Origin of the sequence: Marinobacter salexigens, from assembly GCF_018860765.1 — a bacterium.
GTDB lineage: Bacteria > Pseudomonadota > Gammaproteobacteria > Pseudomonadales > Oleiphilaceae > Marinobacter > Marinobacter salexigens_A.
In genome coordinates this window covers 425,490-438,427 of record NZ_JAHKPV010000019.1, presented here as the reverse complement: position 1 = coordinate 438,427, position 12,938 = coordinate 425,490, and the positions used below count along the sequence as shown (strand labels likewise).

General features: G+C 53.3%; 12 protein-coding genes. 2 read left to right on the top strand and 10 right to left on the bottom strand.

Annotated features, from left to right (window positions below; all coding sequences use genetic code 11):
• Positions 1-104 precede the first annotated feature (104 nt).
• The 5 genes from KO508_RS12585 to leuS all read right to left on the bottom strand — a co-directional run bounded on the left by KO508_RS12585 (position 105) and on the right by leuS (position 5,494).
• Positions 105-740, bottom strand: a complete 636-nt coding sequence (locus KO508_RS12585) for an endonuclease (protein ID WP_216008651.1) — start codon at positions 738-740, stop codon at positions 105-107.
• Positions 741-939: 199 nt separating this feature from the next.
• Positions 940-1,203, bottom strand: a complete 264-nt coding sequence (locus tag KO508_RS12580) for a hypothetical protein (protein ID WP_216008650.1) — start codon at positions 1,201-1,203, stop codon at positions 940-942.
• A 109-nt stretch (positions 1,204-1,312) separates the two neighbouring features.
• Positions 1,313-2,320 carry a DNA polymerase III subunit delta gene (gene holA / locus KO508_RS12575; protein WP_216008649.1) on the bottom strand — a complete coding sequence of 336 codons (1,008 nt, stop codon included), beginning with the start codon at positions 2,318-2,320 and terminating at the stop codon, positions 1,313-1,315.
• Positions 2,317-2,907: an LPS assembly lipoprotein LptE gene (gene lptE, locus KO508_RS12570; RefSeq protein ID WP_216008648.1), complete on the bottom strand. Its 591-nt coding sequence runs from the start codon at positions 2,905-2,907 to the stop codon at positions 2,317-2,319. Before lptE ends, holA begins: the two co-directional genes overlap by 4 nt.
• A 1-nt stretch (position 2,908) precedes the next feature.
• A complete protein-coding gene (leuS, locus tag KO508_RS12565; protein WP_216008859.1) occupies positions 2,909-5,494 on the bottom strand; it encodes a leucine--tRNA ligase in 2,586 nt (861 codons plus the stop codon).
• A gap of 261 nt (positions 5,495-5,755) precedes the next feature.
• On the opposite strand from leuS, the gene KO508_RS12560 reads away from it, so the two are divergent.
• Entirely contained in the window at positions 5,756-6,304 is a 549-nt protein-coding gene (locus KO508_RS12560; protein WP_216008647.1) for a zinc ribbon-containing protein, read from the top strand.
• A gap of 186 nt (positions 6,305-6,490) precedes the next feature.
• On the opposite strand, the gene lnt is transcribed toward KO508_RS12560, so the two are convergent.
• The 5 genes from lnt to miaB all read right to left on the bottom strand — a co-directional run bounded on the left by lnt (position 6,491) and on the right by miaB (position 11,821).
• Entirely contained in the window at positions 6,491-8,041 is a 1,551-nt protein-coding gene (lnt, locus tag KO508_RS12555) for an apolipoprotein N-acyltransferase (protein WP_216008646.1), read from the bottom strand.
• A complete protein-coding gene (locus tag KO508_RS12550; RefSeq protein WP_216008645.1) occupies positions 8,031-8,879 on the bottom strand; it encodes an HlyC/CorC family transporter in 849 nt (282 codons plus the stop codon). Before KO508_RS12550 ends, lnt begins: the two co-directional genes overlap by 11 nt.
• Positions 8,876-9,349, bottom strand: a complete 474-nt coding sequence (gene ybeY, locus KO508_RS12545; RefSeq protein ID WP_216008644.1) for an rRNA maturation RNase YbeY — start codon at positions 9,347-9,349, stop codon at positions 8,876-8,878. Before ybeY ends, KO508_RS12550 begins: the two co-directional genes overlap by 4 nt.
• Complete coding sequence (locus KO508_RS12540; protein ID WP_216008643.1) at positions 9,346-10,341, bottom strand: PhoH family protein; 996 nt, start codon at positions 10,339-10,341, stop codon at positions 9,346-9,348. The genes ybeY and KO508_RS12540 overlap by 4 nt, the downstream gene beginning before the upstream one ends.
• Before the next feature lie 133 nt (positions 10,342-10,474).
• On the bottom strand, positions 10,475-11,821 hold the full coding sequence (gene miaB / locus KO508_RS12535; protein WP_216008642.1) for a tRNA (N6-isopentenyl adenosine(37)-C2)-methylthiotransferase MiaB: 1,347 nt from the start codon (positions 11,819-11,821) through the stop codon (positions 10,475-10,477).
• Between the two features lie 316 nt (positions 11,822-12,137).
• On the opposite strand from miaB, the gene trmH reads away from it, so the two are divergent.
• On the top strand, positions 12,138-12,869 hold the full coding sequence (gene trmH, locus KO508_RS12530; protein ID WP_216008641.1) for a tRNA (guanosine(18)-2'-O)-methyltransferase TrmH: 732 nt from the start codon (positions 12,138-12,140) through the stop codon (positions 12,867-12,869).
• The last annotated feature ends 69 nt before the right edge of the window (positions 12,870-12,938 follow it).

The following is a 12,938-nucleotide window of genomic DNA, read 5'->3' as shown; positions in this document are numbered from 1 at the left end:
AGTTGAGGCCCCTATCGACCATAAAAAAAGCAGCCTCTTTGGCCTGCTTTTTTTATGGTATTTCAGTTTGATCGTTAGGCAGTGAGTTAAGCTGGTGTACTAAATTAAAGGCGCTCTATGCGGGTGGGATCAGTGATAAAGGGATTCTCATTTCCCTGAATCTCCGCTATGCGCTTGTGCCGCGACAGCTCTCTGTCATCTGGTGGGTCGGCTCGGTTCCAGCCTTGGAATACCTGAGCTGGCCCAAGCCAGGGCAGGCCGTAGGTGCCAACCATATAGCCCATACTGCGGGCGACATCGCCTTTTACTTTGGTGGGAGGCTCGAAGAAGAGGCCGCTTTCTCGGATACCACAATCGTTTTCTTCAATTGAGGCCTCAATATTGTCATAGCGAGTGTTTCGGCGTCGAAGTTCGGTACGATTCCCTACTGGAATCATATTGTGAAGGTCAGAAGCAATTTGGCGATAGCGGTTGTCTTGCTCGCACTGACGTGTAGTGCCACATGAAAGAGCATTGCGTATATCGGCGAGAGGGTAAATATACCCCTCTGTCAGCGAGAAGCCTTTCTTAGAGAATTCTTTGTCGCAGAAGAAGGATTGACCGCCTTCCGAATATAGGTTCCCCCAGAACTCCTCTTTAATGACAGTGTCCGGGTCGCTGAAGCGTGTATTTTGTGCGACAACAAGTGTCGTTGCTACAAACAGAACAAGAGCAGTGGTGATGGTAAGCGAGTTTTTCATGAGCCAATGTTACCTCTTAGCGTCTGACGGCGCCTTGGCGAACCGGGCCCCATTTGTCACTGCAATTGGCAAAATAGGCCAGACTTCCTGTTAAATTATGACGCTCAGTTCACCTATAAAGAGGATTATGGCATGAGGGCTCCTGAAACAAGAGCCCTTAGGTTAAAATTTACAGCGTAGTGTTAACGGCTTAACGTTTTTACTTCATTTTGTCGCGAATGTTCTGGTAACTCGACTTCAAATCTTCACCCAGTTTTTTTGCCGTTTGCCGTGCTTCCTGAGATGCTTCGCTCGCCTCATCCATGACTTGATCAAATCGGACTCGGAATTTATCCCACTCCTGTTCGAGATCATCAAATTCATCTTTCACTTCCTGACCCGCCAAATGCAGCTGAACGCGTGCTTCGTCGCGATATTGTTTGATTTTGTCCGAGAGCGATTTAAGTTCTTCTTGAATACTCATATCAGGCACCTCTGTTAATGAGTGGTTCTCCACCATGCGCCGGGGTATGAAAAACAGTCAAGTGACAGTGAGGCAAGAAAAGTTATATATAGGTTGCGTTTGATCTATGTCAGGATCTTGCAGACAGAAGTACCGACATATCGCGTAAGTAGTGCCAGGGGGACAGAGTATCAAAGCCCTTTGTGGCTCGATCAACTTGGCTGCACAGCCTTAAGGCTTCGTGCAATTGAACAGGGTTAAGGCGTCGGGCCGCTTGCTCCAGCGCCCGCGCCCGTTGTGGCTGGAAGACGCCGCGTTTTTTGAAGAATGCGGAGGGAGTTTCCGCTCTGTTCTCACCCGTTTTCAATTCCAGAAGCAAGTTGATGTCACGGGTTAGTACCGCCAGAAGTCCGAGGGGGTTTTCGCCTTCTTGCTGCAGCACGCCAATCATCTTGCCAGCGTGGGGCGCACGGCCGCTAAGTAGCTCGGTTACCAGTTCAAACCCGTTAAAGCGCGAACTGTCCTGAACGGCCTGCTCTATTGTTTCTTCATCTATCGTGCTGCCATTGCTCAGCAGTGACAGTCGATTGAGCTCCTGACTGGCGGCTAGCAGGTTCCCCTCAAGCCGTTCTGCCAGCATTGCGAGTGCTCCGCGGGTCAGGCTAAGGCCTTGGTTCTTAGCCCGCTGTTGAAGCCAGCCAGAAAACTTGTCTGCGTCCACCGGCCATACTGGTACATGCACACCTGTGGATTGGAGTTCTTTGTACCACTTACGGCGAGTTTCTGCCGCGTCCAGACGTGTGCTGATCAGCAGGAGGATAATGTCTTCCGGCGGTTGTGCAAGAACCCGTTCTATAACGGTGCGGCCGTCTCCCAACTTACCTGTCGGCAAGCGGATTTCGATTCGGCGCCGGTCGGAGAACAGGGACATGGCACTGAATTCGTCGGCCACAGTGTTCCAGTCGAGTTGTTGATCCGCATGAAAGGTTAGACGGTCGTGAAAGCCTGCATCTTTGGCAGCGCTTCGGATTTGATCGCAACATTCCTGCACCAGTAACGGTTCGTCTCCGGAAATAAGGTAGACCGGTGCGAGACCTTTTCGGAGCAGCTGTGTCAGTTGGCCCGGATTGGTCTTCATGGTGCGGCGTTTTGCGATTTTGCCGGAGAGTTGGGCTTCTGGTGTTGGTCGCGGATTTCTTGTAGCCGTTGTCTGGTAATCGGAGCAAGTCGGAAGACGATCTGTTGGGCTAATCGATCGCTTAATTGCTGCTGCAGATTGTCTTCCTCGCGCTGTTTGGCGAGTACATTGGTCTCGTCGTACCTGTAGCTCTCTGTAGTGGTGAGGCGTGTGTTGGCAATAACGGGAACGCCATCCGTGCTCATCAGCTCGAGGTTCACCGAGTATCTAAGTGTGTACTCTGCGGCTGCAGCTTGAACGGTAATAGCCGAGGCGCGACGATCCTGCTCAAAGCCGCGAATCCTGAGCTGATAGTTTGAGCCTGCCTTCTCCGCTGCCAGCTCAACGCCTCCAAGTTCAAGTTGCTGACGCACGGCTAGGCAAAGGGAAGTAGGTACGGGAGGCTGACAGTCCAGCATAAGCGGTTCTAAAGCCGAGGAAACCGGCGGTGCGCTCCGCAACTGGAAGCCGCAGGCACCTAGGTTGGCCGCCAGTAACCCGGCGACAACCCATTTGGCGGTGCCTGCATACACAGTGCGGAGCTGCATATCAGTTAGCTACCACGTTAACCAGTTTGCCGGGCACGACAATGACTTTGCGAACGGTGGCGCTTTCAACAAAGCGTATGACGTTCTCATTCTCCAATGCTAAAGCCTCCAGATCTGCTTTGCTGATATCCGCAGGAACGTCGACTTTAGCCCGCACTTTGCCGTTCACCTGAAGAACCACCTGTATCTGGCTGCGAACCATAGCGGCTTCATCGGTTACAGGCCAGGATGCATCAACTACAGGATCGCTATGGCCCAAAGACTGCCACAGTGTGTGGCAAATATGCGGCACAATGGGCGACAGCATCACCACAGCGGCCTCAAGAGCCTCTTGGCGAACAGCGCGCGTCTGTGGCTCGTCGTTGTTCAAGCGGCTGACATCATTCAGCAGCTCCATTACGGCAGCAATAGCGGTATTGAATGTGAGACGGCGGCTGATATCGTCGCTCACCTTGGCAATGGTTTCATGGGTTTTGCGCCGCAAGTCTTTTTGGGCGTCATTCAGAGCGTTGGCATCAAGGGCTGGGGCGGCGGCGCCTGCGACCTGTTCGTTCACCAAACGCCATAGGCGTTTGAGGAAGCGATGAGCACCCTCTACGGCACTGTCTGACCATTCAAGAGACTGCTCGGGAGGAGCAGCGAACATCATGAACAGGCGAACAGTATCAGCGCCGTGAGCGTCAATGATGGACTGCGGATCTATGCCGTTGTTCTTGGATTTAGACATCTTGGTAACGCCACCGGCAATTACAGGTTGTCCGTCTTCCTTGTGCACCGCGCCAATGGCATGGCCTTTTTCGTCCCGCTCTACAACGACGTCTGCGGGTGAAATCCAGACTTTGCCGCCCTTGTCGTCTTCACGATAGTAGGTGTCTGCCAATACCATGCCTTGGGTTAGTAGCTGCTTGAAAGGCTCGGAGCTGTTTACTAGGCCAACATCACGTAGAAGCTTGTGGAAGAAACGTGCGTAAAGCAGATGCAGGATAGCGTGTTCGATGCCACCGATATACTGGTCTACAGGCAGCCAGTAGTTTGCAGCCGCCGGGTCCAGCATGCCTTTGTCGTAATTCGGGCTGCAGAAGCGTGCGTAATACCAAGATGACTCCATAAAGGTGTCGAAGGTATCGGTTTCCAGTGTTGCTGGTTGGCCGTTGAAGGAGGTCTTTGCCCACTCTGGGTCGGTTTTAATGGGAGACTGAACGCCGTCCATTTCGACATCTTCCGGCAAACGAACAGGGAGTTGGTCATCCGGAACCGGGCGCTGGGAGCCATCTTCCATGGTCATCATGGGAATGGGCGCGCCCCAGTAACGCTGGCGTGACACGCCCCAGTCACGCAGGCGGTAGTTGACCGTGCGCTTACCAATGCCATTGTCTTCAAGGTGTTCGGCAATGGCGTCAAAGGCTTCATCGCTGGTCAGGCCGCTATACTTACCAGAGGAAACCAGCACACCTTTTTCTGTAAAAGCCTTTTCTTGCACGTCGATTTCGCGGCCATCATTGGCGGCGACAACTTGTTTTACGGGCAAGCGATACTTGAGTGCGAATTCGTGATCGCGGTCATCATGGCCGGGGACCGCCATTAGCGCGCCGGTGCCGTAATCTGTAAGCACGAAATTGGCGATCCAAACCGGAATTTCTTCCTGAGTCAGCGGGTGGATGGCCTTGAATCCGGTATCAACTCCTTTCTTTTCCATGGTGGCCATTTCGGCCTCGGCAACTTTGCTGTTACGGCACTCCTCTACAAAATTAGCCACATCTGTGTGCCGCTCGGCAGCCGCTTTGGCCAGAGGATGCTCTGCGGCGACGGCCATGTAGCTCACGCCCATCAGAGTGTCGGGGCGGGTAGTGTAAACCGTGAGGCCGTCTTCGCTGTCTTTCAGTGGGAAGGTCAGCTCCGTGCCAACAGATTTGCCGATCCAGTTGCGTTGCATGGTCTTGACCTGCTCAGGCCAGCCATCGAGATCGTCCATGTCGTTCAGTAGTTCTTCGGCGTAATCGGTAATGCGGATAAACCACTGGGGAATCTTTTTCTGCTCAACCAGAGCGCCTGAACGCCAGCCGCGGCCGTCAACCACTTGCTCGTTGGCAAGGACGGTTTGATCCACTGGATCCCAGTTAACGGTGGACATTTTCTTGTACACCAAGCCTTTTTCGTAAAGGCGAGCGAAGAACCATTGTTCCCAGCGATAGTAATCTGGCTTGCAGGTAGCCAGTTCGCGGCTCCAATCGTAGCCAAACCCCAGCTGTTTGAGCTGGTTCTTCATGTAATCGATGTTGGCGTAAGTCCACTTTGCCGGTGCCGTTTTGTTGGCGATGGCTGCGTTCTCTGCAGGCAGGCCGAACGCGTCCCAGCCCATGGGCTGCATGACGTTTTTGCCTTGCATGCGCTGATAACGGGAGATTACGTCGCCGATTGTGTAGTTGCGTACGTGCCCCATGTGCAGCTTGCCGCTGGGGTAGGGGAACATAGACAGGCAGTAGTATTTCGGCTTACCCGGTTCTTCCCTGACTTCAAAGGTTTTGTTCTCGTCCCAGAAGGTGCGCGCATTGTGTTCAACGTCACGGGGATTGTACTGCTCGTCCATACCTGCCATTACCAAAGTTACCCTGTATCAAAATGATGTGCGGAGCGGCCGAACATTCTAACGCACACAAGGCGTAACAGGTAGCCTGCCAAAAGCCTGATACTGTGCCATGATGATAAATAAGCTGAAGGTTGCCAGCTGTTGGCTCTCCCCGGAACACGCCGTGAATACATCCATGTAGGCTTGACGGCAGCATCCCTGCTGCCGACAGTTCCGGGGAGACCCACCGGCTGACGCCCCGTAAATTATGAGGAGTCCTTAATGACAGAGCCCGAAAGAAGTCACTTATCCGGAAAAGCCCTCGAGGTCTATGACCGTATGCTTGAGCGAGTGCAGAGCCGCCTAAGAGCAATACAGGAAACTTCTTTGGACACTTTGGAAGAAGAGGTTGATAAAGCGATTGAGGCAGAGCAAGAGCTGGAGGAGATGACCAGAGATGAAATCAGCCTCCTCGGGACCTACCTTCAGCGAGATCTTGAGCACCTTATCCACTTTGTGGACGAAACCGGTGAAGGATTGGCGGAATGGTTGCAGCTTGATTTGGCGTTGCTAGAGCAGCGGCTTTCCGAGCGTTTGTTGTCGGTTGCCGACCAAACGTTGGTCGATACTCTCGCACTGAAGCAAAAACTCGAAAGCCACGACGCCGGGCAATACATCGCCGGGGAAGTGGCCACCGCTGGTATGTTCCAGTGTCTGAACTGCGAGCACATGCTGTGCCTCACATCGACTAGCCATTTAGAACCATGCGAAGCCTGCGGATCGCAATACTACAAGCGGGTTACCAGTATTTGGCCGCGCAAGGAAAGCTGATACCTAGTCGGTGAAAGAGGGGCTAGCAGGCTGCTTCCGGGCTCGGGGTAACCGAGATCGGGCAGCTTTTCAAAACCGTGCGGAGCCATGGATGGCGGAGCCGAGCCTACAAGGATGTACTTGCGGCGTGTTTTGAAAAGCTGCCCGATCTTGGTTGCGTGCTGCGAAAATATAGCTATGAGGGGTTCAGTTCTTAGGAATAACCCTCTCACGAACAAACACAATCAAAATCAACGCCAAGGTAAGAACCGGCCAAGAAGCCGTCATCATGTATGGCGTGCTACCACTAGCCTTAAATGCCTCACCAGTTAGCACCGCACGCTCAAACTGCGGAATACGTGCCGTAATCTGCCCCTTGTTATCGATGATCGCCGTCACCCCATTATTGGTACCGCGAATCATATAACGCCCGGTTTCCAAAGCTCGCATACGCGCAATCTGTAAATGTTGCAACGGCCCCACAGAATCACCGAACCAACCATCGTTACTGATCGTTAGCAGCAAATCCGAATTCACCGCATTGCGAGCAAGAAAGTCCGGGTAAGCCACCTCATAACAGATAAAAGGCATCACCTTGGTACCATTAGCGATCAAAGGCGACTGGTTTTCCGGGCCCCGGGTAAAGCTCGACATGGGTAAATCAAAAAAACCGATCAACCCGCGTAAAACGCCCTCAAGCGGAACATACTCCCCAAAAGGCACCAACTTCTGCTTGTGATAAATTCCTTCGCCGTTCCCAATGGCCGTAATGCTATTGTGGAAGGTGAAGTCGCTAGCCCGCTCGCTGAACCCGTACCACGGAATACCGGTTATCAGCGTGCTCTCGTCACCCAGCTGCTCCGCAATGTGGTCAATGATCTTACCTGCCTGATCCTGAGGGATGGGGATAGCCGTTTCTGGCCAAAGGATTAGATCAGTGTTCCAGTAAGGTTCCGTCATGCCCAGATAAGCCACAATCTGGTCCTTCAGAAACTCCGGGTCCCACTTGACCTGCTGCGGAATGTTGCCCTGCATAGCGGCCACAGACGTGGGCTCGGTACTGATATCGGTCCAGTCGACCTTATTGAGCACCGGGGCGGCAATCCAAGGAGTGAGTGCCACAACTGCGACGACTCCAGCGCTAGCTAAGCGCTGTCGGGCGATAAGCCAGCCTGCAGCGACAATGGCAGCACCGCTTGCCGCGATCACAAACGTGAGGCCGTGAACGCCGACCACGGGCGCTAATCCTGCCAGTGGCCCGTCGGTATGGGCAGTGCCAAGATAGAGCCAGGGGAAACCTGTCAATAGCCAGCCGCGGAGCCAGTCGCCGAGAATCCAGATGGCTGGGAATAGAATCAGCCGCCTTACAGCGCTGTTTTTCGCCAGTTTGCCCCAAAACCAGAAGGCGAGTGCCGGAAATAGAGCCAGCACCGCCACAAAGGCCGCTGTGAGCAAAACTGAAACGGGAATGGAGGTGTTCCCGAATTCACTGATGCTAATGTAGACCCAAGTAGCCCCCGAGCTAAATAGCCCCAAGCCAGCCAGAAAACCCGCCGTGAATAGTTTGCTTGCGGGCAAAGAAATGGATACCAGCGCAATAAGCATCACGGAAATCGGCCCAAGCCACCAGAAGTGGAAGGGCGAGAAGGTCAGGGTTTGCAGGGCGCCGGCAACCAAAAGGGTTGCCGCGCTTAACCAGCGGTTGGAGAAAAACGAATAAGCTGGGGCGTTAAAAGGCGATGGTTGATCAAGGCTCACTACGGGTTACCTGTACCAGACGGATGACACGGTTATCAGCGTTGGCAATAGTAAAGCGCAAACCGCCAAATTCAACCGTTTCGCCACGTCTGGGCAGGTGACCAAATTCTTTGAGCACTACGCCGCCAATGGTGTCGAACTCTTCTTCATCAAATCCGGTATTAAAAAACTCGTTGAAGTCATCAACCGGGGTGACCGCCTTTACGGTGTGGGAGCCATCGCCTCGGGCCTTGATGTGTGTTTCTTCGTCGAAATCGTGTTCATCTTCGATTTCTCCGACGATTTGCTCCAGCACATCTTCAATGGTTACCAGACCCGCCGTGCCGCCGTATTCGTCCACGACGATGGCCATGTGATTGCGGTTTTCCTTGAACTGCTTGAGCAGCTGGTTCAGGCGCTTGCTTTCAGGCACAAAGGTGGGTGGGCGCAGAAGTTCGCGCACGTGCGACCAGTCCATATCGTCATCAAGCGCCAGAGGCAGGAGGTCTTTAGCAAGAAGTACACCGATCACATCATCTTGACTATCGCCAATAACCGGGAAACGGCTATGGGCAGACCGGATAATTTCACCAAGATATTCTTTAGGGTCCTGAGAAGCACGTACAGTGACCATTTGGGAGCGGGGAATCATGATTTCATCCACCCGCATGTCCACGACTTGCATGGCACCTTCGATGATGCTCATGGCATCGGCGTCGATGATGCCCTCAGTTTCCGCGCTTCTTAGCACCTCCAGCACGTCTTCGGCTGATTCTGGCCCACTGGAGAAGGCATGTGATATACGCTCCAGCCAGGACTTGTTGGAGCCCTGACTGCGACTCGACTGATCGTCGCTCATGAGTCTTTTACCGTTTCCTCTGCTTCGTAGGGATTGCTGAAGCCAAACTTTGCCAGCAATTGAATTTCCAAGGCTTCCATCGCATCAGCATCTTCGTCATTTATATGATCGTATCCCTGAAGATGCAACATGCCGTGAATAACCATATGTGCCCAATGGGCCGATAGTTCTTTGTGTTGTACTTTTGCCTCATTTTCTACAACTGGGGCACAAATAACGAGATCCCCTGCCAATGGCACCGTTATACCGGCTGGCGCTTCAAATGGAAAGGACAACACATTGGTGGGTTTGTCCTTGCCTCGGTATTGGTGATTCAGTGACTGGCTCTCTTCGATGCCAACGATACGAACCGTGACTTCCGATGTATCCGCACCCAGCCAGGCTGCTTGAGCCCAAGCCTGAAATTGTGACTCACCCGGCACGCCAGACCCATCGAATACATTCTGGAGATCAACCGTCAGCTCATTCACTGTTTGCGGTCGCTCCCTTTGTTGCTCCCTTCGTCAATTGAATCATAGGCTTCTACAATTCGCTGGACCAGTGGATGCCGAACCACGTCTTTGGCCTCAAAACGGGTAAAACCGATGCCAGTTACATTTTTCAAAACGGTTGCTGCGTGGATCAACCCCGAGTTTTGGCCGCGTGGAAGGTCTACCTGAGTAGTATCGCCGGTAATCACTGCGGTGGACCCAAAGCCGATGCGCGTTAGGAACATTTTCATCTGCTCGCGGGTGGTGTTCTGACTTTCGTCGAGAATAATAAACGAGTTGTTCAGGGTGCGGCCACGCATGAAGGCGAGAGGTGCAATCTCGATCACACTTTTCTCAATCAAGCGTGTAACGTTGTCAAAGCCAAGCATTTCATAGAGGGCGTCGTACAACGGTCGCAGATATGGATCCACCTTCTGCGCTAGATCCCCGGGCAGGAAGCCAAGTTTCTCACCCGCCTCGACGGCCGGACGAACCAATAGAATCCGCTTCACTTGCTCGTCTTTTAGTGCCTCCACCGCGCACGCCACCGCCAGCCAGGTCTTGCCTGTACCGGCAGGGCCAATGCCAAAGTTAATGTCGTGGGAGCGAATACTGTGAACATACTTTTGCTGATTCGCACCACGGGGCTTGGCGGTGAGTTTGGGGGTTTTGATGATGGTAACGGCGCCATCAAAAGGTATGTCTTCGGGCAGCCTCTCAAACCCGGTTTCCCGGATGTACAGGTGCACGGTGTCTGGGGAGATGTCGTCTGTGGCTTCGGTTTCCCGATACAGGTGCCGAATCACTTCCACCGCAGCGGCAACGTGTTCGGTTTCACCCTCCACCCGGAAGTGGTGGCCTCGTCGGTTAATAGAGACTTGCAGGCGGCGTTCGACGTGTTTCAAATTCTCATCAAACTGTCCACATAGGGTGGTAAGCCTGTGTTGGTCTGCCGGGTGTAAATCAAATTGTCTGGAATCGTTGGTGTTCAAATTTTCTCCGTTTTTACTTCGTTTCGGGAGTACGCATATCAAGCTTGGTTGCTATGGGAGTGGAGTGGAAACCTCTTTCCAAAAAGCGCCCGTGAATACGTCCGTGTAGGGCTCGGTCGGGCCATCCTAAAACTCAATACAACTCCGAACCCACAGGCACGCCCCTCAAAGAGTTAGCGTAAGCCTCAACAATTTCGACATCTATAAAGTGCCCGATAATCTTTGGGTTCTCATGCCGGAAGTTTACAATCCGGTTGTTCTCCGTGCGACCTGAATACTCGCCAGGATCCTTTTTCGATAAACCGGTAACGAGAATGCGCTGAGTCGAGCCTACCATCTTGCGGCTGATATCCATCACCGTCTGATTGATCCGATCCTGCAGGATTTTAAGGCGCTGCTTCTTAACTTCCATCGGCGTTTCGTCTGGCAGATCTGATGCTGGAGTGCCCGGCCGAGCGCTGTAGACGAAACTGAAGGACATGTCGAAGCCGATATCGTTTATCAACTTCATAGTGTCTTCAAAGTCTTTCTCGGTTTCGCCCGGGAAACCAATAATAAAGTCTGAAGAAAAGCTGATGTCAGGCCGAATCTTGCGTAGGCGGCGCAGTTTGGACTTGTATTCCAGCGCCGTATGGCCGCGCTTCATGGCGGCCAGAATGCGATCGGAGCCGCTTTGTACCGGCAGGTGCAGGTGGCTGACGAGTTCGGGTACTTGCTCGTAGACTTCAATCATCGCATCGGTAAATTCAACCGGGTGCGAGGTGGTGTAGCGAATGCGGTCGATGCCGTCGATGGTGGCGATTAGGGTAATCAGTTCGGCCAAATCCATAACATCGCCATCGTGAGTATCCCCGCGGTAAGCGTTAACGTTTTGGCCTAGTAGGTTTACTTCCCTAACGCCTTGGCTGGCTAGGTGTGCAACTTCGGCGATTACGTCGTCGGTTGGCCGGCTGACTTCTTCGCCGCGAGTGTAGGGCACCACGCAGAAGGTGCAGTATTTGCTGCAGCCTTCCATGATAGAGACGAATGCAGACGGCCCGTCAGCGCCAGGTTCTGGCAGGTTGTCGAACTTTTCGATTTCCGGAAAGCTCACGTCCACCACGCCCACGCCGTTACCTTTCATTCGTACTTCGGTAATCATATCCGGCAAGCGATGGAGGGTTTGCGGGCCGAAGACCATGTCGACATAGGGCGCACGATCAAGAATGGCCTGACCTTCTTGGCTGGCAACACAGCCGCCGACACCGATGATCAGTTCTGGCTTGTTCGCTTTGAGTTTTTTCCAGCGGCCCAGTTGGTGGAAAACCTTTTCCTGTGCCTTTTCACGGATGGAGCAGGTGTTTAGCAACAGGATGTCGGCGTCATCTGGCGATTCGGTCATTTCCACTGCTTCGCCGGTTTTAAGCAGGTCGGCCATGCGGGATGAATCGTATTCGTTCATCTGGCAACCGTGGGTTTTGATGTACAGCTTTTTGGCCATGGGTCTCAACACAACTGGATGTATTTGGCGCCCGGAATTATGAAATGTCCGGAATGAGCGCTCTGAAAAGGAGAACTGCGCATTATAACGGGGTGATCATTCTGCAACCAGCGTTGTCTCGGTAATCTGCCAGTTTTGCTGTGGTATTATTCGCGTTTTATGACAATCCGAGCATGAAGCAGTTGGCGAGGTTCTTCCCAAAACACGCTACAAGCACATTCATGTGCGCTTGTTTCGGGCCGTCCATGGCCCTCAACAGTTTTGGGAAGAACCTCGCCAACTGCTTCCCGAACTTTCGAGATAACTCCAAAAGCCCATGACCCCCGAACGCCTTGCCCGCATCAAACAGGTTTTGAACACCCGACAGCCGGACCTGACAGTCCTGACTGATCAGGTTCACAAACCAAGAAATCTCTCGGCCATACTGAGAACCTGCGATGCCTTCGGGCTCGCTAATATGCACGTCGTGTGGCCAAAAGAAGGCTTCCGGGCCTTTCGGAAAACTGCCGGCGGTAGCTTCAAGTGGGTAACACCTCACACCCACCGCACCATGGCCGAGGCCATAGTGCATCTGAAAGGGCAAGGCCAAAAGATTTACGCCGCGCAGCTGTCAGACCGGGCCATCGACTTCCGATCCGCAGACTTTACCGTGCCTTGTACCGTAATCATGGGCAACGAAGTGGATGGTGTCAGCGCCGAGGCCGCCGAACAGGCAGACAAACACATAGTCATCCCCATGATGGGCATGGTCGAATCCCTCAATGTATCCGCCGCCTGCGCCATCATCCTCTCCGAAGCCCAACGGCAGCGCAAAGAAGCTGGCCTGTTCGATAACCGACGCATACCGGATGAAGACTATAACCGCCTACTTTTCAGCTGGTGCCAGCCCGTCGTCAAACGCTACTGCGACGATCGAAACCTGCCATACCCGCCCATTGATCACGAAACTGGTGAGCTAATCGACGGAGTAGGCTGGATGCAGAAAGTAAGGGTGCAGCGGGCAAACCGCCCCCGCTGGAATGAAGAAAACCCAGTAGAAGTCAGCTAACGTAAACACCTTTTGCCCAGATCGGCCCGTGGCGTGGAGCCAGCCCCCAAAGCGGTAGGCCGCAAATAG